This window comes from Citrobacter sp. Ce104 (assembly GCF_030334595.1).
In the GTDB taxonomy this organism is placed as follows: domain Bacteria; phylum Pseudomonadota; class Gammaproteobacteria; order Enterobacterales; family Enterobacteriaceae; genus Citrobacter; species Citrobacter europaeus.
In genome coordinates this window covers 70,657-90,655 of the sequence record NZ_JAOWDP010000065.1, presented here as the reverse complement: position 1 = coordinate 90,655, position 19,999 = coordinate 70,657, and the positions used below count along the sequence as shown (strand labels likewise).

General features: G+C 50.5%; 24 protein-coding genes, 3 tRNA genes and 1 pseudogene. 13 read left to right on the top strand and 15 right to left on the bottom strand.

All coding sequences use genetic code 11. The features are described from left to right. The first annotated feature begins 16 nt into the window (after nt 1-16). The 4 genes from OGW16_RS15305 (at nt 17) to OGW16_RS15290 (ending at nt 1,994) form a co-directional block, all read left to right on the top strand. Entirely contained in the window at nt 17-157 is a 141-nt protein-coding gene (locus OGW16_RS15305; protein ID WP_353655706.1) for a DUF551 domain-containing protein, read from the top strand. Then, nucleotides 150-461 (top strand): ASCH domain-containing protein, encoded by a 312-nt coding sequence (locus tag OGW16_RS15300; protein WP_286518581.1) that lies wholly within the window; start codon nt 150-152, stop codon nt 459-461. Before OGW16_RS15305 ends, OGW16_RS15300 begins: the two co-directional genes overlap by 8 nt. A 295-nt stretch (nt 462-756) precedes the next feature. After that, entirely contained in the window at nt 757-984 is a 228-nt protein-coding gene (locus OGW16_RS15295) for a DUF4224 domain-containing protein (RefSeq protein ID WP_065944714.1), read from the top strand. Beyond that, nucleotides 984-1,994 (top strand): tyrosine-type recombinase/integrase, encoded by a 1,011-nt coding sequence (locus OGW16_RS15290; protein ID WP_286518580.1) that lies wholly within the window; start codon nt 984-986, stop codon nt 1,992-1,994. Before OGW16_RS15295 ends, OGW16_RS15290 begins: the two co-directional genes overlap by 1 nt. A gap of 125 nt (nt 1,995-2,119) precedes the next feature. On the opposite strand, the gene OGW16_RS15285 is transcribed toward OGW16_RS15290, so the two are convergent. The 6 genes from OGW16_RS15285 to uvrY all read right to left on the bottom strand — a co-directional run bounded on the left by OGW16_RS15285 (nt 2,120) and on the right by uvrY (nt 5,660). After that, nucleotides 2,120-2,206, bottom strand: a tRNA-Leu gene (locus OGW16_RS15285). A gap of 12 nt (nt 2,207-2,218) precedes the next feature. Continuing rightward, a tRNA-Cys gene (locus OGW16_RS15280) sits at nt 2,219-2,292 on the bottom strand. A gap of 51 nt (nt 2,293-2,343) precedes the next feature. Next, nucleotides 2,344-2,419: transfer RNA gene (locus tag OGW16_RS15275), tRNA-Gly, on the bottom strand. Nucleotides 2,420-2,570: 151 nt separating this feature from the next. After that, complete coding sequence (gene pgsA, locus OGW16_RS15270; RefSeq protein ID WP_043016768.1) at nt 2,571-3,119, bottom strand: CDP-diacylglycerol--glycerol-3-phosphate 3-phosphatidyltransferase; 549 nt, start codon at nt 3,117-3,119, stop codon at nt 2,571-2,573. A 55-nt stretch (nt 3,120-3,174) separates the two neighbouring features. Next, a complete protein-coding gene (uvrC, locus tag OGW16_RS15265) occupies nt 3,175-5,007 on the bottom strand; it encodes an excinuclease ABC subunit UvrC (RefSeq protein ID WP_286518579.1) in 1,833 nt (610 codons plus the stop codon). Beyond that, the gene (gene uvrY / locus OGW16_RS15260; protein ID WP_286518578.1) at nt 5,004-5,660 is read right to left on the bottom strand and encodes a UvrY/SirA/GacA family response regulator transcription factor; all 657 of its coding nucleotides are present in this window, start codon (nt 5,658-5,660) and stop codon (nt 5,004-5,006) included. Before uvrY ends, uvrC begins: the two co-directional genes overlap by 4 nt. A gap of 296 nt (nt 5,661-5,956) precedes the next feature. Between uvrY and OGW16_RS26470 the strand changes: the two are divergent. The 3 genes and pseudogenes from OGW16_RS26470 to OGW16_RS15250 form a co-directional block, all read left to right on the top strand. Then, a pseudogene (locus OGW16_RS26470) lies at nt 5,957-6,037 on the top strand (hypothetical protein); the annotation flags it as partial. After that, the gene (locus tag OGW16_RS15255) at nt 6,010-6,123 is read left to right on the top strand and encodes a hypothetical protein (protein WP_101706132.1); all 114 of its coding nucleotides are present in this window, start codon (nt 6,010-6,012) and stop codon (nt 6,121-6,123) included. The pseudogene OGW16_RS26470 and the gene OGW16_RS15255, both read left to right, overlap by 28 nt. Continuing rightward, nucleotides 6,120-6,344, top strand: coding sequence for a DUF2594 family protein (locus OGW16_RS15250; RefSeq protein ID WP_043016770.1), 225 nt, complete (start codon nt 6,120-6,122; stop codon nt 6,342-6,344). Before OGW16_RS15255 ends, OGW16_RS15250 begins: the two co-directional genes overlap by 4 nt. Before the next feature lie 66 nt (nt 6,345-6,410). On the opposite strand, the gene sdiA is transcribed toward OGW16_RS15250, so the two are convergent. The 8 genes from sdiA to OGW16_RS15210 all read right to left on the bottom strand — a co-directional run bounded on the left by sdiA (nt 6,411) and on the right by OGW16_RS15210 (nt 13,893). After that, nucleotides 6,411-7,133 (bottom strand): quorum-sensing transcriptional regulator SdiA, encoded by a 723-nt coding sequence (sdiA, locus tag OGW16_RS15245; protein WP_043016771.1) that lies wholly within the window; start codon nt 7,131-7,133, stop codon nt 6,411-6,413. A gap of 231 nt (nt 7,134-7,364) precedes the next feature. Beyond that, the gene (gene tcyN, locus OGW16_RS15240; RefSeq protein ID WP_003030477.1) at nt 7,365-8,117 is read right to left on the bottom strand and encodes an L-cystine ABC transporter ATP-binding protein TcyN; all 753 of its coding nucleotides are present in this window, start codon (nt 8,115-8,117) and stop codon (nt 7,365-7,367) included. Beyond that, on the bottom strand, nt 8,114-8,782 hold the full coding sequence (gene tcyL / locus OGW16_RS15235) for a cystine ABC transporter permease (protein WP_003030474.1): 669 nt from the start codon (nt 8,780-8,782) through the stop codon (nt 8,114-8,116). Before tcyL ends, tcyN begins: the two co-directional genes overlap by 4 nt. A 21-nt stretch (nt 8,783-8,803) precedes the next feature. After that, on the bottom strand, nt 8,804-9,790 hold the full coding sequence (gene dcyD / locus OGW16_RS15230; protein WP_032943823.1) for a D-cysteine desulfhydrase: 987 nt from the start codon (nt 9,788-9,790) through the stop codon (nt 8,804-8,806). Between the two features lie 107 nt (nt 9,791-9,897). Next, complete coding sequence (gene tcyJ / locus OGW16_RS15225) at nt 9,898-10,698, bottom strand: cystine ABC transporter substrate-binding protein (RefSeq protein WP_043016773.1); 801 nt, start codon at nt 10,696-10,698, stop codon at nt 9,898-9,900. A gap of 225 nt (nt 10,699-10,923) precedes the next feature. Then, nucleotides 10,924-11,475: a flagella biosynthesis regulatory protein FliZ gene (gene fliZ / locus OGW16_RS15220; RefSeq protein ID WP_016153478.1), complete on the bottom strand. Its 552-nt coding sequence runs from the start codon at nt 11,473-11,475 to the stop codon at nt 10,924-10,926. A 57-nt stretch (nt 11,476-11,532) separates the two neighbouring features. Continuing rightward, the gene (gene fliA / locus OGW16_RS15215) at nt 11,533-12,252 is read right to left on the bottom strand and encodes an RNA polymerase sigma factor FliA (protein WP_016153479.1); all 720 of its coding nucleotides are present in this window, start codon (nt 12,250-12,252) and stop codon (nt 11,533-11,535) included. Nucleotides 12,253-12,414: 162 nt separating this feature from the next. Then, nucleotides 12,415-13,893 carry a FliC/FljB family flagellin gene (locus OGW16_RS15210; protein ID WP_043016776.1) on the bottom strand — a complete coding sequence of 493 codons (1,479 nt, stop codon included), beginning with the start codon at nt 13,891-13,893 and terminating at the stop codon, nt 12,415-12,417. A 255-nt stretch (nt 13,894-14,148) separates the two neighbouring features. Between OGW16_RS15210 and fliD the strand changes: the two genes are divergently transcribed. The 4 genes from fliD (at nt 14,149) to amyA (ending at nt 17,902) form a co-directional block, all read left to right on the top strand. Beyond that, nucleotides 14,149-15,552: a flagellar filament capping protein FliD gene (gene fliD, locus OGW16_RS15205; protein ID WP_043016777.1), complete on the top strand. Its 1,404-nt coding sequence runs from the start codon at nt 14,149-14,151 to the stop codon at nt 15,550-15,552. A 15-nt stretch (nt 15,553-15,567) separates the two neighbouring features. Then, nucleotides 15,568-15,975 (top strand): flagellar export chaperone FliS, encoded by a 408-nt coding sequence (gene fliS / locus OGW16_RS15200; RefSeq protein ID WP_043016778.1) that lies wholly within the window; start codon nt 15,568-15,570, stop codon nt 15,973-15,975. After that, nucleotides 15,975-16,346 carry a flagella biosynthesis regulatory protein FliT gene (gene fliT / locus OGW16_RS15195; RefSeq protein WP_003030458.1) on the top strand — a complete coding sequence of 124 codons (372 nt, stop codon included), beginning with the start codon at nt 15,975-15,977 and terminating at the stop codon, nt 16,344-16,346. The genes fliS and fliT overlap by 1 nt, the downstream gene beginning before the upstream one ends. 68 nt (nt 16,347-16,414) lie before the next feature. Continuing rightward, a complete protein-coding gene (gene amyA, locus OGW16_RS15190; protein ID WP_043016779.1) occupies nt 16,415-17,902 on the top strand; it encodes an alpha-amylase in 1,488 nt (495 codons plus the stop codon). A gap of 40 nt (nt 17,903-17,942) precedes the next feature. Here amyA and yedD read toward each other — a convergent pair whose 3' ends face one another. Then, nucleotides 17,943-18,356: a lipoprotein YedD gene (yedD, locus tag OGW16_RS15185; protein WP_043016780.1), complete on the bottom strand. Its 414-nt coding sequence runs from the start codon at nt 18,354-18,356 to the stop codon at nt 17,943-17,945. Nucleotides 18,357-18,520: 164 nt separating this feature from the next. Here yedD and yedE point away from each other — a divergent pair, with 164 nt between their 5' ends. Further along, nucleotides 18,521-19,747: a selenium metabolism membrane protein YedE/FdhT gene (gene yedE, locus OGW16_RS15180; RefSeq protein WP_370867271.1), complete on the top strand. Its 1,227-nt coding sequence runs from the start codon at nt 18,521-18,523 to the stop codon at nt 19,745-19,747. After that, nucleotides 19,744-19,977, top strand: a complete 234-nt coding sequence (yedF, locus tag OGW16_RS15175; RefSeq protein WP_000790504.1) for a sulfurtransferase-like selenium metabolism protein YedF — start codon at nt 19,744-19,746, stop codon at nt 19,975-19,977. Before yedE ends, yedF begins: the two co-directional genes overlap by 4 nt. The last annotated feature ends 22 nt before the right edge of the window (nt 19,978-19,999 follow it).

The following is a 19,999-nucleotide window of genomic DNA, read 5'->3' as shown; positions in this document are numbered from 1 at the left end:
TGATAAGAAAGAGCAGATGGTTGGCTACATGGAACGACATGAAACAGAGGGATGGTTTAGGTTTGCATCGCTTCCTAATGGTGGTGGCGTTTATTGCAAACCAACTCACTGGATGCCACTGCCAGCAGAACCTCAGCAGGAGGTGAAACATGGCTAACCTTCAACTCGCAGTTAACGGTGAATACTTCGATCAGATGAAGTCAGGCGAGAAGACGGAAGAGTATCGCCTGGTGAATAAATACTGGTGTCGCAGGCTATCGCATGGTCACAACCAAAAGCTACCGCGACGATTTGATCGCCTTATTATCACCCGCGGATACCCAAAGCGTGATGATATGAGTAGGCGTATCGATATCCCGTATGACGGCTACGAAATCAAGGTGATTACTCATCCTCACTTCGGGCCAGAACCGGTTAAGGTGTTCGCTATCAAGGTGAATATTCATGCCCAGCAAACTTAAACAGCGGCGCTTGCGTCGCCTTAAATCGGATGTGGCATGGTGGAGATCTGAAGCTGAATACTGTAAGGCGAGAGTGTTCGAACAGGCAAACGAAATTGCTGAACTCAAAAGCATGGTGATTCGTATACCAATGCCGGTAATGGTGCCAGTAGAGATACTTCATCAGCTAAATGGGAAGGGTTCGAAAGAAAGTCCATTATGTCGCAATTGCAACGATGGAACCCGTCACGGGTGTTCATCGTGTGCTTACAGAATGAAGTAACCGGGTGCAGCCGGTTTAAGTGGAGAACTATGTATGAGCGGACAAATCCAACGTTTTCTTACCCCAGATGACCTCTATCAATTAACTGGTTATCGTCGCCCTTCCCTCCAGTGTAAAGCTCTGAGGGATAGTGGGGTATTTTTTATCCCACGTAAGGACGGCAGACCAGGAACAACATGGGATCATGTATCAAACCCGGTTGGCCTTAAGTTGATAGTGAGTAATCCAGAAGAAGAAGAACCAAACTTTAAGGATATGTAATGTCTAGAGCTCGCAAAAACCCCGATGATAACTGGATGCCTCCCCGCGTTCGTCGGGGAAAATCTGCTTATGAATTTCGTACAACAGATGGTCGTACCGTCAGGTTGTGCAATCCTGATCTAACAAAATCGCAGGTATGGGCAGCTTACGAAAACTTCATAAACGATTTAAAGGTTGGTTCGAACTTCAACGCACTTTGTGAAGAGTTCTTTAATTCCGGCGATTTCCACGAGTTAGCAACTGAAACACGCAAAGACTACAGAAAATACGGTTCAAAGGTAAATGTTGTCTTCGGGAAAATGAAGCCGGATAACATCAAGCCAGAGCACATCAGAAAATATATGGATAAGCGAGGTGTTAAGAGCAGAGTTCAGGCAAACCGAGAGAAAGCGTTTATGTCGAGGGTGTTTAGGTGGGCATATGAACGTGGCAAAGTGAAGATGAATCCATGCCAAGGTGTGAAGCAATTTAAGGAACAGGCACGCACCCGTTACGTCACGGACAAAGAATATGAAGCACTATTTAGCGTTTCGTCAGTACCGGTGAAGATTGCCATGGAGTTAGCCTATTTATGTTGCGCACGTCAGGGTGACATTCTTGATCTAAAAAAGAGTCAGATACTTGATGAAGGTATTCTAATTCAGCAAAGCAAGACGGCCGTGAGCCAGATTAAGGCTTGGACTGTGCGCCTATCGAATGCGATCACCCTGGCAGAGTCCCTTCCGTTAAACAACGGCATGGTGAGCCTGTACGTGCTCCACCAGCAGTCAGGTTCTCGTTACACCCGAGATGCATTTAATGCTCAGTGGATGAAAGCGAAAAAGTTAGCCGCTGAAAAATTTCCTGAGCTCGAATTTAACTTCACGTTCCATGATCTGAAAGCTAAGGGGATATCTGATCTGGAAGGAACGCTGCATGAGAAACAAGAAATATCAGGCCACAAAAATGCTTCGCAGACAGCAAGATATAACCGCAAAATATCTGTTGTTCCGGTCGTTGGGGGGCAGTAATGCCCTCTTTTTATGGCGAAGCTGAATGGCGAAACAATGGTGAACATTGAGTACAAAAACAAAAAAACCACCCGTAGGTGGTTTCACGACACTGCTTATTGCTTTGATTATTCTGTTCTTTCCCATGGTACCCGGAGTGGGACTTGAACCCACACAGCGCGAACGCCGAGGGATTTTAAATCCCTTGTGTCTACCGATTCCACCATCCGGGCTCGGGAAGAAATTGGAGGCGCGTTCCGGAGTCGAACCGGACTAGACGGATTTGCAATCCGCTACATAACCGCTTTGCTAACGCGCCGAAATCTTCTGGCTTTACAGCCGACATCCGCTATTGCCGATGTCTTTAATTTGGAGCGGGAAACGAGACTCGAACTCGCGACCCCGACCTTGGCAAGGTCGTGCTCTACCAACTGAGCTATTCCCGCATCACCAAGTAAGTTTGTTAATCACTTGATTTTGTTATCGTCTGGCAATCAGTGCTGCCGTTCGATGCGTTGCATTCTACTTACCTGACGCAATGAGTCAACGATATTTTTCACCACTGACGATCGTTTGCTGAAATTTGCGCCGAAACGATCACTGTTCAAGCAAATCTCCCCATGCAGCGCTCAAATACTGGAACATTGACCACAAAGTCAGTATCGCGGCGACGAAGAAAAGTGCGATCCCGGCGTACTCTACCCAGATATTTGGACGCCACAGCAACCATGCGAGCGCGGCCATTTGCGAAGTGGTTTTCACTTTACCGATCCAGGACACAGCCACACTGCTGCGTTTACCCAGCTCGGCCATCCATTCACGCAGCGCAGAGATAATTATTTCACGCGCAATCATCGTGGCGGCAGGCAGCGTCACCCACCAGCTGTGATAGTGTTCGGTCACCAACACCATCGCGATAGCCACCAGCACTTTATCAGCAACCGGATCGAGGAAGGCACCAAAACGGGTGCTTTGGTTCCAGCGACGTGCCAGAAAACCGTCAAACCAGTCGGTGACCGCCGCAATACAGAAGATCAGCGCACAAACGAAGGGAGCCCAGGTGAATGGCAGATAAAAAGCCAATACAAAGAATGGGATCAGGATGACGCGAAACAGCGTGAGCAACGTAGGGATATTAAATTGCATATGACGGATAACTATCTGTTGTCAGTGAAATTACCCCTATGTTGCTACAGAGGGCCTAATGTTTCAACGAGTAGAAGATCTTTTCTGCCAGAGCTTGCGAAATACCCGGCACTTTTGCAATTTCTTCGATACTCGCGTTACGAAGACCTTGCAAACCGCCCATATATTTCAACAACATCTGCCGACGCTTTGGACCAACGCCTTCAATGGTCTCAAGCGTACTGGTACTTTTCACCTTCGCCCGTTTTTTACGGTGCCCGCTAATCGCATGATCGTGAGATTCATCGCGGATATGCTGGATAACGTGCAATGCAGGCGAATCAGGCGGCAGGCTAAAGCCCTCACCTTCCGGCTCAAAGAACAGCGTTTCCAGTCCTGCTTTACGATCGGCCCCTTTTGCCACCCCTAGCAAGAGTGGGTGCTGTTTGTCCCAGGGAACATCCAGCTCAGCAAAAACGGCTTTCGCCTGCCCTAACTGACCCTTACCGCCGTCGATCAATATGACGTCCGGAATCTTACTTTCTTCAATCGCCTTACCGTAACGCCGACGCAGAACCTGATTCATGGCAGCATAATCGTCACCCGGCGTAATGCCGGTGATGTTATAGCGGCGATATTCTGCACGCAGCGGGCCATTGGCATCGAATACCACGCATGAGGCTACCGTCTGCTCGCCCATCGTGTGGCTGATATCAAAACATTCCATGCGTTTTACTGCCGGTAGCTTAAGTACCGATGCCAGCGCCGTCAGACGTTGGGTAATGGTCGACTGCTGGGAAAGCTTCGTGGTTAACGCCACCGCCGCGTTGGTTCGCGCCAGCTTCAGATAACGAGCGCGATCGCCTCGCGGTTTCGTCTGAACGTTAACCTTCCGCCCGGCCAGCTCAGACAAAGAATCCGCCAGCAGGGTTTTATCGCTAAGATTAAAATCGAGCAGGATCTCACCGGGGAAGGTGCGCATCTGGCTTCCCTGCAAATAGAACTGTCCGACAAAGGTTTCGACGACCTCGCCGAGTTCTGTTCCACTCGGTACTTTCGGGAAATAGCTGCGACTGCCTAACACTTTCCCCTGGCGAATGAACAGAACGTGCACACAGGCCATGCCAGCGTCAAACGCCACGCCGATGACGTCCAGATCGTCTCCGGTATTTGAGACAAACTGTTTTTCAGTCACGCGGCGTACGGCCTGAATTTGATCACGAATGCGGGCAGCCTCTTCAAATTCGAGATTTTGGCTGGCCTTTTCCATCCGGGCGATCAGTTGCGTTAATACCTGATCGTCTTTCCCGGACAGGAACAGCCGAACGTAATCAACCTGCTGCGCATACTCTTCTTCACTCACCAGACCCGCGACACACGGACCGAGGCAGCGACCAATCTGATATTGCAGACAAGGACGCGAGCGATTGCGATAAACACTGTTTTCGCACTGACGAATAGGGAAGATTTTCTGCAGCAGCGCCAGCGTCTCACGTACAGCATAACCGTTAGGGAACGGTCCAAAGTACTCGCCTTTGGCATGCTTAGCCCCACGATGCATCGCCAGGCGAGGATGGGTATCGCCGCTAAGGAAAATAAAAGGATAGGATTTATCATCGCGCAGCAAAACGTTATAGCGCGGCTGATACAGCTTGATGTAGTTGTGCTCAAGCAGTAACGCTTCGGTTTCGGTGTGCGTTACCGTGACATCAATCTGCTGTATTTGCGCGACCAGCGCTTCGGTCTTACGCGACGCGAGGTTGCTACGGAAGTAGCTGGAAAGCCTTTTTTTCAGGTCTTTCGCTTTCCCGACGTAGATGACCGTCCCGGCGATATCATACATACGATACACGCCGGGCTGACTGGTCACGGTTTTCAGGAACGCTTTGGCATCAAACTGATCGGTCACTGGCTTGTTAATGTCTCCGCATTACACAGGCCATGGCGAATTGCCAGATGAGTCAGCTCAACATCGCCGTGAATGTTTAATTTACTGAACATTCGATAGCGATAGCTGTTCACCGTTTTAGGACTAAGATTCAGCTGTTCTGAGATCTCATTGACCTTCTGACCTTTGGTGATCATCAGCATAATCTGCAACTCACGTTCAGACAAACTGGCAAACGGGGTTTCCGTTTTCTCAGGCTCAATCTGGCTGAGCGCCATTTGCTGAGCGATATCGGAGGCAATATATCGTTGGCCGGAAAAAACCGAACGAATCGCACTCACAACTTCCTGGGGCGCAGCCCCTTTACTGAGATAGCCCGCAGCTCCTGCCTGCATGACTTTTGCAGGCAACGGGTTTTCGGTATGGACCGTCAGCATGATCACTTTAATGTCAGCCGTTGAACGCGCAATTTTACGCGTTGCCTCAAGGCCACCAATACCGGGCATATTCATGTCCATCAGCACGACGTCAACGAAATTTGAGCGACACCATTTTACCGCATCTTCACCGCAGCACGCCTCACCGACAACTTTAATGCCTTTTATATCTTCAAGAATGCGTCGTATCCCTGCGCGCACCAGTTCGTGGTCATCAACAAGAAAAACGTTGATCAAAGGAATATCTCCAGAATAGGGATAACGCTACCGATAGTTAATCGGTCCTATGTTAACGGGTTTTATCTCAACTTTGAAATGTAAAAAACGCCCGACTTTCGATTTTGCTCTCGTTTTTGGAAATTAGATTGTACGACGGGTGGAAACATTCAGTACTGGCAACCTTCGGCCACAGTTATATCTGCATAGCTGTTTCATAATAGTGACAAAAAAATCATATTCCTTCGCTGAATGCGAACCAGGCAGTTAAAGTTGTAACAATAATTAACGAAGAAAATACTCGAAATAAACATCAAGTGGAGAAAATATATGCAGTGCAACATGTTGTTTATTTTAATGTCACCCACTTTTGTTTGCGCAAAAAACAACCGCTGATATTTTTAGCCTCGCTTATGGTATACTCCGCCGCCTTAAGATTTCACATCGCACTTTTTCATTGAAACATAACGAGGAAAATAAATGAGTACGCCTGACTTTTCCACTGCTGAGAATAACCAGGAACTGGCCAATGAAGTCACCTGCCTGAAAGCCATGTTAACGCTGATGCTGCAGGCAATGGGTCAAGCTGATGCAGGACGCGTGATTCTTAAAATGGAAAAACAGATCGCACAGATTGAAGATCAATCACAGGCTGCGGTATTTTCCAGCACTGTTAAGCAAATTAAACAGGCCTACCGCCAGTAATAAGAAACCGGCTGAAAGCATCGCTATCAGCCGGTTCTGCGTCTGACACTCAGAACGATAATTTATTCAGATAAGCCCGGTCGCAGCGGCGTAACAGGCAATCTGCGTTTTGTTTGGCGCATTGAATTTCTTTTGCATATTCTTCTGGTGAAAGTTAACAGTATTTTCAGAAATCGAGAGAATTATTGCTATTTCTGAAGATGTTTTGCCCTCAGCGGTCCATTTCAATATTTCTTTTTCCCGCTTGCTAAAGCGCATCTCTGGCGCCATGACCATGTCATCTTCCAGTCGCGTCAGAACGGATAAACTTTCCCGCACCAAAAGCTGCATCCTGAGCTCCACTTCATCATTCGCAAAGCGACTATTGCGGATACTTGCACGTGACACCGATAAAAATCCCAACGCTCGATTAGGTAACATTAAGCATTGCGTCATCCCTTTACGTAAACCATGATTGCGCGCGGCATCCCACAGGGGCTGCGCATCGCGAAATAAGGTGTCGTTCCAGGGTAAATGCCCCTGACTGAAGTTTTCAGGCTTCAGCACCGGATCAATCGCGAAATAATTCTCGGACTGATAATGCGCCACCCAGGCTTTGGGATACGTCGTGTGAAGTGATGTTTTGGGCCGGGTAAAAGGTACGGGATGACGAACACAGAGCGCGTAAAAATCGAACTCTAAGTGCTGCGTCTGTTGCTGTAATTCATTATAGACATCCTCTGCCGTCGCCATTTCCTGAAAGCGTAACAGCATGCTCCGTCGCCAGGTGAAGAAATCATGATCCTGCATACTAAGTGGTATTGCCCCTGAGATTGATAATCATCCAAACATATGAAACAAGCTAACACATAAATGTATTTTATATATGCAAATTATCGGACAAAGGAACAATTACTTGAGCGTTACTCAATGGCGAGAGGAAGTAACAGAATCGGGGGTTGATAATAAAGCAATATTTATAAATAGTTATGCGAGCAGTACTCACCCAAAAACATTATCGGTGAGTACTGTGTGCACAATTTATTGCATCAGAAACTTTTCAAGAAACTGACGGGTTCGTGGCTGTTGCGGATGCGTGAACAGGGATTTAGCGGGGCCCTGCTCCACGATCCTGCCTTGATCCATAAATATCGCCCGGTCGGCCACATCGCGGGCAAAGCTCATTTCATGCGTCACAATCACCATGGTGCGTTTTTCCTGCGCCAGTTGACGGATGGTATTAAGTACCTCGCCAACCAGTTCAGGATCGAGCGCAGAAGTCGGCTCATCAAAAAGAATAACCTCGGGTCGCATCGCCAGCGCCCGGGCAATAGCCACGCGCTGCTGCTGCCCACCGGACAAGCGCCGCGGATAGCTGGTTTCTTTACCTGCCAGGCCAACCTTCGCCAGCAGTTCGCGCGCACGTGCTGTCGCTTCGGCTTTCGGCTCGCCTTTAACAATCACCGGGCCTTCAATAATGTTTTCCAGCACCGTACGATGTGGGAACAAATTAAAGTTCTGAAACACAAACCCCACGTGCTGGCGCAACTGACGAATCAGGCCTTTTTGCTGAGTTAACGAACGTGCGGTATCAATGGTAATCTCACCCACTTTAATGGTGCCCGCCTCCGGTTGCTCCAGCAAATTAATGCTACGCAACAGCGTGGTTTTGCCGGAACCGCTCGGCCCGATAATCGCCACGACCTCACCGGGTTTAACGTCGAGATCGATCCCATGTAACACCGTTTGCCCATGGAATTTTTTGACCAGGTTTCTGACTTCGATAGCACTCATTTCGGCTCTCTCTCCTGGCGGTTCAGTTGTTCTTCAAAATAGTTTTGCAGTGCGGAAAGCACCGTCGCCATCACCCAGTAAATCAACGAGGCCGCCAGATACATTGTGAACACTTCCAGAGTACGCGAGGTAATCAGCTGCGCCTGGCGGAACAGTTCCGGTACCTGAATAGTGGCAGCCAGAGAGGTGTCCTTCACCAGGCTGATAAAGCTGTTGCTCAGCGGCGGGAGCGCAACCCGCGCGGCCTGCGGCAGGATCGCCCGGCGCATGGTTTGCCATCTCGTCATGCCAATACTGGCGCCCGCCTCCCACTGCCCTTTGTCGATGGAAGAGATTGCCGCACGCAGGGTTTCCGCAGCGTAGGCTGCTGTATTAAGCGACAAGCCAATCATCGCCGCCGGGATGGGATCCAGCTCAATACCAAACTGCGGCAGACCGTAATAGATCATGAACAGTTGGGCAATCAACGGCGTTCCGCGAAAGATTGAGATATAAAAGCGCGCCAGCCAGCGCACAGGCAACAGCGGCGACAGACGCATCAGCGCCAGGATAAACCCCAGCACGAGGCCAAAGAACATCCCGCCGATACTCAGTTGCAGCGTAAAAACCGCACCTTTGAGCAGGTACGGCAGAGAATCAATCACCAGTTGGATACTTTCATGCATTAGCGTTTTTCTACCTGGTCGTTACACGTGAGGGTGGTAGGCAAACAGCGCAGGCGCCCCACCAGTATGAATAAAGAGAATTGGCCCTTCATCTTTGAAGCGTTTCTGGCTGATGCCGTCAATCAGACCTGCCATCGCCTTGCCGGTATACACCGGATCCAACAAGATACCTTCCAGCCGTGCCAGCAGTTTTACCGCCTCCATGCCCTCTTCGTTTGGCGTACCGTAGCCCGGCGCAAAATAATCGTCCCATAGCAGGATATCCGCGGAGGCCGTCAGTTCCAGTTCTCGGGCAATATCCTGCTGCAGCGTAACAACTTTGGGTTTTTGATCCGCCACGCTGCGCGAGACAGTCACGCCGATAAGTTCGACGTCTGGCATCAATTGTTCCAGACCGACGGCCAGTCCGGCATGCGTTCCCGCACTGCCCGAGGCAACCACTACGGAAGAGAGCGCGACAGCGCCTTCACACTGTTGGGCTATTTCCAGCGCACTTTCCACATAACCCAGTGCGCCCAGCGCGTTAGAGCCCCCAACCGGGATCACATACGGGCGGAACCCTTGCGCTTCAATACGCGTCGCCAACTCCTGCAGTTGTGCATTCGGATCGGTCAGCGCATCGCACATTTCAATTTGCGTATTAAACAGATCCAGCAGCAGACGGTTGCCATTGGTGAGATAGTTTTCCGCAGTGGTGCCAATCGGATTTTCCAGCAGCGCCACACAGTGCAGACCGAGCTTAGCCGCTACCGCCGCCGTCTGGCGAACGTGGTTAGACTGAATCGCACCGGCGGTTATCAGCGTATCAGCGCCTTCACGCAGCGCGTCTGCGGCGAGAAATTCCAGCTTACGCAGCTTATTGCCGCCCATGGCCATCGGCGTGACGTCATCGCGTTTGATGAAAATATCGCGCCCGAGGTAGTCAGAGAAACGTGGAAGATATTCGAGCGGTGTTGGCGCGCCAATAAATTCCAGACGTGGAAAGCGCGTTAAGTTATGCAGCGGCATACAGCCTCCGGTATTCGTTGTTGTGATGTTCTTTTTATTATGCACGTTCAGGCGCAATGAAATAAAAAAAGGCGCTGTTAAAGGCGCCTTTTTTCATCGGATGACGATTATTTCGTCACATCCGCTCCAAACCATTTTTCAGACAGCGCTTTCAGCGTACCGTCTTTTTGCATTTCGGCAATGGCAGCATCAACCGCTTTCAGCAGATCTTCATTGCCTTTGCGCAGCGCCACGCCGGACTCCTGGCGGGAGAATGCTTCACCGGTAACGGCCAGCGTATCCTTGGTTTTTTTCACCAGGTCCAGTGCGGCCAGGCGGTCAACCAGAATGGCATCGATACGGCCTACGCGCAGATCCTGGTATTTGGTCGGATCATCATCATAGGTACGAATATCCACGCCCTGCACGTTCTGACGCAGCCACTCTTCATAGTTGGTACCCAGACCAACGCCGACTTTTTTACCTTTCAGATCGGCGGCAGTCTTAATAACGCCTTCATTGCCTTTCTTCACCAGCGCCTGAATACCAGACACAGTATACGGGGTAGAGAAATCGTATTTTTTCTTCCGTTCGTCAGAGATGGTCACCTGGTTGATGACCACGTCAATGCGTTTGGAATCAAGAGAGGCCAGCATACCGTCCCATTTGGTCGGCTTGAGCGAGGCTTTCACACCCAGATGTTTAGCCAGCTCCTCGGCAAATTCCACTTCAAAACCGGTCAGCTTGCCGTCATCGCCCTGAAAACTAAACGGGGGATAGGTCCCTTCCAGGCCCACCAGCAGCGTGCCGCGCTCTTTAACTTTATTTAACAGACCTTCATCCGCATAAGTCTTTACGCTCATTCCGGCGACAAGTGCAACAGCCATTACACCCATCAGAGCCTGACGTCCCAGAAGTGCTAATTTCATAGTTACCCCGAATATTGTCATTAGTGACTGCTATTTATACACAAAATCATTCTAGTTGCATCAAGGCGGCAAGCGAGTAAGTCCCCAGGAGCTTACTAAAGTAAGTGACTGGGGTGAATGAGCGCAACCAACACAGAAGCAACTTGAAGGATGACGTGTATATGAGCGTAGTGTAGAGCGCTTGTCGTGATCCACAAACATCACTCTGTTACACCTTATTCGTTTTTAATATATATCAGAACTGGCTGTCCAGGAGGATTTCTGCATATGTCCCATATGGGTATGGGCTTTGAACTGCTCATACTTACGCAAGGCGATGCGGTAATTGTTGGTGCTGGTTTCCGGCAGCCACGGGGCAAGGTTTTCGTCGAGGAACCCTTCCTGCAGCAGGTCGTGAGAGATATTTTGTTCGGTCAGATGATTTCCGAGGCGGCGCAGGCGGACAACGTATTCGCGTACCGTGCCGTGGCTCATTTCTGTCTGCTCGAATAAAAATTGTTTGAAGCCAATAATGTCAAAAAAGTCGCTCTGCTCTTTGCAGTGCAAATCACCGCAAAAACGACATAGTGCCACCCACTCTTTTTTTTCCTGTTCCCACTCAGCTTCATTCAGCAAAGTGTCCAGTCGGGCGATGGCGATTTTATTCACAATTTGCCCGCGGCGAACCAACGTGATCCGGTCGAGCAGCTTAAAGCAATGGGCGCAATGCGTCTGGCTGTGTTTGAAATCTTTGAGGTAGCGGCTTAGAGGCCGTCTTTTTGATTGCTGCACCGTCATGAGAACTCCTGGTAGTCAATTCGTAATGCGGCATTGTTCAGGGGTAATAATGTACCCCTATAGCTTACCCAGCTTGGTGCGTAGACGTTTGATGGCCTGACTGTGCAACTGGCTGACCCGTGATTCCCCGACTTCCAGTACCGCGCCAATCTCTTTCAGATTCAGCTCTTCCTGGTAGTACAGCGTTAACACCAGCTTTTCGCGCTCCGGCAACGCCTCGATCGCGTCCATCACGCGCTGGCGGAGGTTACCCTCAAGTAGCTGTTGTAACGGGTTTTCCTGCTGATGTTCTTCCGTCACCAGCTCAATACTATCGCCATGCTCTTCCCGCCACTCGTCATAAGAGAAGAGCTGGCTGTTATTGGTATCAAGCAACATCTGACGATACTCTTGCACAGGAATAGCCAGACGCTCCGCCACTTCGGTTTCCGTCGCGTTACGCCCTAATTCCTGCTCCAGTTGTCCCATCGCCTGTGCCACTTCGCGAGCATTGCGCCGAACGCTACGCGGTACCCAGTCCCGGCTACGTAGTTCGTCCAGCATCGCTCCACGAATACGCTGCACTGCGTAAGTGGTAAATGCCGTTCCTTGCAAAGCGTCATATCGGTCAACTGCATTCAATAACCCGATGCCGCCCGCTTGTAGCAGGTCATCCAGTTCTACGCTCGCCGGCAAACGCACCTGAAGGCGCAATGCTTCGTGACGCACCAACGGTACATAACGCTGCCACAGCGAGTGTTTATCCATTACACCTTCAGCGGTATACAGTGAATTCACGATAAACAGCCCTGCGTTAAATGAGTTATCGGCATGATTATCCGTTTCTGCAGGGGTTTTAATCGGGTGAATAGTGGGTGAAATGGGGGGTTATTTAGGGGTTACGGGTAAAGCTAATTATAAAAAACCCCGCCGGAGCGGGGTTTGCGCAGTAAGCGTAAATTAACGCAGCAGAGACAGAACGTTCTGCGTGGTCTGGTTAGCCTGTGCCAGTACAGAAGTACCTGCCTGTTGCAGAATGTTTGCACGAGACATGTTGGACACTTCGGTCGCGTAGTCAGCATCTTCGATACGGCTACGTGCTTCAGACAGGTTGTTTACGGTGTTACCCAGGTTGGTGATGGTAGAGTTGAAACGGTTCTGTACCGCACCCAGGTCAGAACGCAGGTCAGCAACCTGAGCCAGCGCCGCGTCGATTTTCGCCAGTGGGCCTTCAGTTTTCGCAGTAGCGACTTCATTCAGCGCTGCACCTGATTTGAAATCATGACCTTTCACACTGGAGGCCAGGTACTGTTTGCCAGCAACAGTTGCCACTTCAGTTTTGCCGTTCACGCCACCGAATTGGACAGCGGCTTTCTGGCCCACGCCTTTGTCATCAGTGTAATCAACAGTTTTAGCCGTGATTGTACCGGTTTTTGCATCGTAGTCAGCAGCGTAGTATTTGCCGTTGTTTTCCAGTGCATACCCGCCATCAATAGCTTTGCCGTTTTTGTCTTCAAAAGACATTTTAACCAGGGTGGTGTTGGCAGCAGTTGCACCGGTAACACCAGCGCCAGCCAATGCAGCAGCGGCTGTAGTAGTAACAGGCTTATTATTTTCAACCTGATTCTTAGTAACAGTAGTAGTATCAGCTTTGGTCAGCGTGGTTTCTTTTGCACCAATAGTAACGGCAGTACCAGCAACTGTAGCTTTATACAGGCCATTACCGGTAGAAGCGCCAGTTACGTTAACGTAGTAGTTACCGTCCTTGAACTCTACAGTTGCTGCACCTGTAGCACCAGTACCGCCGACAGCGGTATCAATATCAGCAGCGCTAATTGCCGCAAAGGTATCCGCACCATCAGCATAAGTACCATCACCCGGCACCGCTGTTGCAACAGTCTTATAAGCATCCTGAACGCTCAGGCTGTCCAGACCCAGAGTTTTGGAGTTGATTTCTTTCAGGTTGATATCGATGGTTTCGCCATCGTTGGCACCGACCTGGATGGTCAGGGTGTTGTCTTTCGCCAGCACTTTCACGCCGTTGAACTGGGTCTGACCGGATACGCGGTCGATTTCGTTCAGACGCTGAGTGATTTCAGCCTGGATAGAGTCGAGGTCAGACTGGGAGTTGGTACCAGTAGAGGACTGAACCGCCAGCTCACGAACACGCTGCAGGTTGTTGTTGATTTCAGACAGAGAACCTTCAGTGGTCTGCGCGATGGAGATACCATCGTTGGCGTTACGGGACGCCTGAGTCAGACCTTTGATGTTAGAGGTGAAGCGGTTAGCAATCGCCTGACCAGCAGCATCATCTTTCGCGCTGTTGATACGCAGACCAGAGGACAGACGCTCGATAGCGGAGCTCAGGGAAGACTGAGATTTGTTCAGGTTATTCTGGGTCAACAGCGACAGGCTGTTTGTATTGATGACTTGTGCCATGATCTTTTCCTTATCAATTACAACTTGATGTTATTGGGCTGTTGCCCACGGTTTCTCACCGTAACCCTTGTATCGGCACCTTAATTTCGAACTTTAGAAAATTTTTACTTTCCGTCGTTTTTTTTCTTAGCCGCTGAAATACCCTCTATATGCACCACTATTCCGCGCATTATTTTTGCAAAACTATTATTAAACTTTGCGCGCAGATTGCCGATAAAGCGGTTAACTACTGTTTGCAATCACAAGGAATTAGGCATGCCTTCATTTACATCACTGGGCGTTGGTTCGAACTTACCGCTGGATACATTGCTGACAAACTTAACCACTGCTGAGAAAAAGCGTTTAACGCCAATTACCCAGCAGCAGAGCGCTAACACCTCGCGTCTGACCGCGTATGGCACGCTAAAAAGTGCATTAGAAAAATTTCAGACTGCGAATACCGCACTGAACAATGCCGATCTGTTTAAAAGCACCACTGCTACCAGCAGCACAGAAGATTTAAAAGTCAGCACCACCGCGGGCGCTGCTCCAGGGAAATACACCGTCAGCGTCACTCAACTGGCGCAGGCACAGTCATTATCGACTACGGCGAAAATTACCTCGACTAAAGAACAGTTGGGCGATACCAGCGTCGATGAACGTACGATTACGATTTCGCAACCGGGCCGTAAAGAGCCACTGGAAATCAAATTAGGCAAAGGCGAAACCTCACTGGAAGATATTCGCGATGCCATAAATGATGCCGACAGCGGTATTTCCGCAAGTCTGGTGAAGGTTAAAGAAGACGACTACCAGTTGGTGTTAACCGCAGAAAGCGGCACTGAAAGTGAAATGACCATCTCGGTGTCCAACGACGCAAAACTGAGCGATTTACTGTCCTATGACAGCAAAGCCGGCAGCGGGAAAATGAAACAGCTGGTCGGGGCGCAAAATGCGCAATTGACGGTCAACGGCATTGATATTGAACGTCAAAGCAATACTGTAACTGACGCTCCGCAGGGCATCACGCTCCAGCTGACCAAAGAAGTAAAAGATGCGTCTATCACGGTAACAAAAAGTGATGAAAAAGCCACCACGGCGATCAAGGCCTGGGTAGAAGCCTATAACTCACTGGTGGATACCTTTGGCACGCTGACGAAATATAAAGAAGTTGAACCGGGTGAAGCGGCCAGCGCCGATAACGGCGCGTTACTGGGCGACAGTGTTCTCCGTACCATTCAAAACGGCATTCGTGCGCCATTTGCTAACAGCGGCAGCGAGTCCCCGTTTAAAACCATGTCTGAGATTGGCATTACTCAGGATGGCGGCACTGGCAAGTTAAAAATTGATGAAGAAAAACTGGCTAAGGCACTGAAAGATAACACGGCAGCGACCCGTGAACTGTTGGTGGGTGACGGCAAAGAGACCGGTATTACCACTAAGATTGCCACCGAAGTAAAAAGCTATCTGGCCGATGACGGCATTATCGATAATGCGCAAGACAATATTAACGCCAACCTGAAGCTGCTGACTAAACAGTATCTGACTGTCAGCAACAGTATTGATGAAGTCGTTGCTCGTTATAAAGCTCAGTTTACCCAACTGGATTCCATGATGAGTAAGCTGAACAGCACCAGTACCTATCTGGGCCAACAATTTTCAGCGATGAATAATTCCTGATAACACGAGGTAAGCATGTATACCGCGAGCGGTACCAAAGCCTATGCACAGGTCAGCGTGGAAAGCGCCGTAATGAGCGCCAATCCACATCAGCTGATTGAAATGTTGTTTGATGGTGCGAACAGCGCCCTGGTGCGCGCTCGCCTGTTTATGCAGCAGGGTGATATCGTCGCCAAAGGTGAAGCGTTAAGTAAAGCCATCAATATTATTGATAATGGCCTGAAAGCCGGCCTGGACCACGAAAAAGGGGGAGAACTCGCCACCCATCTCTCTTCATTGTATGACTATATGGTTCGCCGCTTACTGCACGCTAATCTGAATAATGATTGTCAAGCCATTGAAGAAGTCGAAGGGTTACTCGGCAACATTGCGGATGCCTGGAAACAGATCTCACCGAACGCGTCGTCCCAGGAGTCTCGTTAATGACCTCAGCCGTGGAGTTTATCAACCGTTGGCAGCGCATCGCGCTACTCAGTCACTCGCTGCTGGAACTGGCGCAGCGTGGTGAGTGGGACCTTTTACTGGAACAGGAAGTTACCTATCTGCAAAGTATTGAAGTGGTCATGGAAGAGCAAACTCCACCAGGCATTACGCGAAGTATTCAGGACTTAGTGGCCGGGTACATTAAACAGACGCTGGATAACGAACAACTGCTCAAAACATTGTTGCAGCAGCGCCTGGATGAACTCAGCAATCTCATCGGTCAGTCGACGCGCCAAAAGACGCTGAATAACGCCTATGGTCGTCTTTCCGGCATGCTGTTAGTCCCCGACGCCCCCACTGCCCCACAATAATTTCCCGTCTCGTCTGAATTATCTTCCATACTCCAGAGGTCGGCCAAACGACTTCTGGAGCACGGAAGATGAAAAATCCCACGTTATTGCAGTATTTTCACTGGTATTACCCTGAGGGCGGTCAACTCTGGCCCGAACTTGCCGAACGCGCAGGCGGACTCAATGACATCGGCATCAATATGGTGTGGTTACCTCCCGCCTATAAAGGCGCATCCGGCGGCTACTCCGTTGGCTACGACTCCTACGATCTGTTTGATCTGGGCGAATTCGACCAAAAGGGAACCGTCGCCACCAAATACGGCGATAAAAACCAGCTGCTGGCGGCGATAGACGCGCTAAAACACAATGATATTGCCGTACTGCTCGACGTGGTGGTCAACCACAAAATGGGCGCGGATGAGAAAGAGAATATCCGCGTTCAGCGGGTTAACGCCGACGATCGCACGCAAATAGATGATGAGGTAGTCGAATGCGAAGGCTGGACGCGTTACACCTTCCCTGCCCGCGCAGGCCAGTACTCGCAATTCATTTGGGACTTTAAATGTTTCAGCGGCATTGACCATATCGAAAATCCAACCGAAGACGGCATTTTTAAAATCGTTAACGACTACACCGGGGAAGGCTGGAACGATCAGGTTGATGATGAGTTGGGTAATTTTGATTATCTGATGGGAGAGAACATCGATTTCCGTAATCACGCGGTTACCGAGGAGATCAAATACTGGGCTCGCTGGGTGATGGAGCAAACCCAGTGCGACGGTTTTCGCTTAGATGCCGTGAAACATATTCCGGCATGGTTTTATAAAGAGTGGATCGAGCACGTACAGGAAGTCGCTCCCAGGCCCCTGTTTATCGTCGCGGAATACTGGTCCCACGAGGTCGATAAGCTACAAACCTACATTAATCAGGTGGAGGGGAAAACCATGTTGTTCGATGCCCCTTTGCAGATGAAATTCCACGAGGCCTCCCGTCAGGGTCGTGATTACGACATGAGCCAGATTTTCACCGACACGTTAGTGGAGGCCGATCCCTTTCATGCCGTAACTCTGGTAGCCAACCACGACACTCAGCCCTTACAGGCGCTCGAAGCCCCTGTCGAGCCGTGGTTTAAGCCGCTGGCCTATGCGTTGATCCTGTTACGAGAAAACGGCGTGCCGTCGGTGTTTTATCCTGACCTCTACGGAGCGCATTACGAAGACACTGGCGGAGATGGCGAAACCTATCCTATCGACATGCCGATCATCGAGCAGCTTGATGAACTGATCCTCGCGCGCCAACGCTTCGCGCACGGGGTACAGACGCTCTTTTTCGATCATCCTAACTGTATCGCTTTTAGCCGCAGCGGAACGGATGAAGATCCCGGCTGTGTGGTGGTCCTGTCTAACGGCGATGATGGCGAAAAGACCATCAATCTCGGCGCGAATTATGGCAATAAAACCTGGCGTGATTATCTGGGAAATCGCGAAGAAAGCGTGGTCACCGATGAAAACGGTGAAGCAACGTTTTTCTGTAACGGCGGTAGCGTCAGCGTGTGGGTAATTGAGGACGTGTTGTAAAACTTAACCCCGGTGGCCGTTGGCTACCGGGGCGTATAACTTATGGCAGTGGCGTGGCCAGCGGCGTTTTCTTTAACGCGTCAGCACATTCCTGCGTCGGGCGGTCGACCCGCTGCAGCGTCATACCGTCATATTCCAGCGTATTGCCTTCCCGCTCAATCTCATACAGCTCGCGTTTCACCGTCACGTTGGTGAGATCGCCTGAAATCATCGTCAGTTTCCCCGGCAGGGCAATGACCCGCTGCCACTGGCGACAATCCAGCGTATCGCCCTCTTTTGTTACCACCAGGCTGGCAATCGCTTCCGGGCTGACCAGGCTGCGTTGCGGACCTTTTGACTGCCAGTATCCTTCCAGACCGGCTGGCGCTGGCGTTTTCACCACGTCGTTATAATTTTCTACTTCGGCGCATCCGGTAAGCGCCAGAAATACACCAACGATTGCTAATTTTTTCATCATTCATCCTGCATGCGAAGAAAATGGGATTGTGGCATTAAAGGCCTGATGCCGCCAGCCTTTCGGCTGCGTTGAGAAAGATTGATCCAGACGGTATTACCTCTTATTACTCATAGTCAAAAATTCTGATCGGTGTAGTATCCACACTTCTTGTTACATACCTTCTGAGTTCAGAGGCAAAACGCATGTCATGGCAACACTTCAAACAGGCCTGGTTAATTAAATTTTGGGCCCCCGCCCCTGCGGTCATCGCAGCGGGTATTCTCTCTACTTATTATTTCGGCATTACGGGAACCTTCTGGGCCGTGACCGGCGAATTCACTCGCTGGGGTGGTCAAATCCTGCAACTTTTTGGCGTGCATGCCGAAGAGTGGGGTTACTACAAACTGATCCATCTCGAAGGCTCGCCCCTGACCCGCATTGACGGGATGATGATCCTCGGTATGTTCGGTGGCTGTTTTGCTGCCGCGCTGTGGGCAAACAACGTCAAATTACGCATGCCGCGCAGTCGGGTGCGCATTATGCAGGCGATAGTCGGCGGGATGATCGCCGGTTTCGGTGCCCGACTGGCAATGGGCTGTAACCTGGCCGCATTCTTCACCGGCATTCCGCAGTTCTCGCTACACGCCTGGTTTTTCGCGCTGGCAACGGCTATTGGCTCGTGGTTTGGCGCACGCTTTACCCTGCTGCCGATGTTCCGTATTCCGGTCAAAATGCAGAAAGTCTCCGCCGCTTCACCGTTGACGCAAAAACCGGACCAGGCCCGTCGCCGTTTTCGCCTCGGCATGCTGGTGTTTATCGCCATGATCGGCTGGGCGCTACTCACCGCAATGGATAAACCCAAGCTCGGTCTGGCGATGCTGTTTGGCGTTGGGTTTGGTCTGCTGATTGAACGGGCGCAGATCTGCTTCACCTCCGCCTTCCGCGACCTGTGGATTTCCGGTCGTACCCATATGGCAAAAGCGATCATCTTCGGGATGGCGGTCAGCGCCATCGGTATCTTTAGCTACGTGCAACTGGGCGTTGAGCCTAAAATCATGTGGGCGGGTCCAAATGCGGTGATCGGCGGCTTGCTTTTCGGCTTCGGTATTGTTTTAGCGGGCGGGTGTGAAACCGGCTGGATGTACCGCGCCGTTGAAGGTCAGGTACATTACTGGTGGGTTGGTCTGGGCAACGTAATTGGCTCGACCATTCTGGCTTACTACTGGGATGATTTTGCTCCCGCGCTTGCCACCAACTGGGACAAAGTGAATCTGCTCAACACCTTCGGCCCGCTCGGTGGTCTGCTGGTGACCTATCTGCTGTTATTTGCCGCGCTGATGCTGATTATTGGCTGGGAAAAACGTTTCTTCCGTCGCGCAGGGCTGACGCCTGCCAAGGAGTCTGTATGAAAAATATCGTGCCTGATTATCGCCTCGATATGGTCGGCGAACCGTGCCCGTACCCGGCTGTAGCCACGCTGGAAGCGATGCCGCAATTGAAGAAAGGTGAAATTCTGGAAGTGGTGAGCGATTGCCCGCAGTCAATCAACAATATTCCACTGGATGCGCGTAATCACGGTTATACGGTGCTGGATATTCAGCAGGATGGCCCAACGATCCGCTATTTGATTCAGAAATAACTCGTTGCCGGATGGCGCTGCG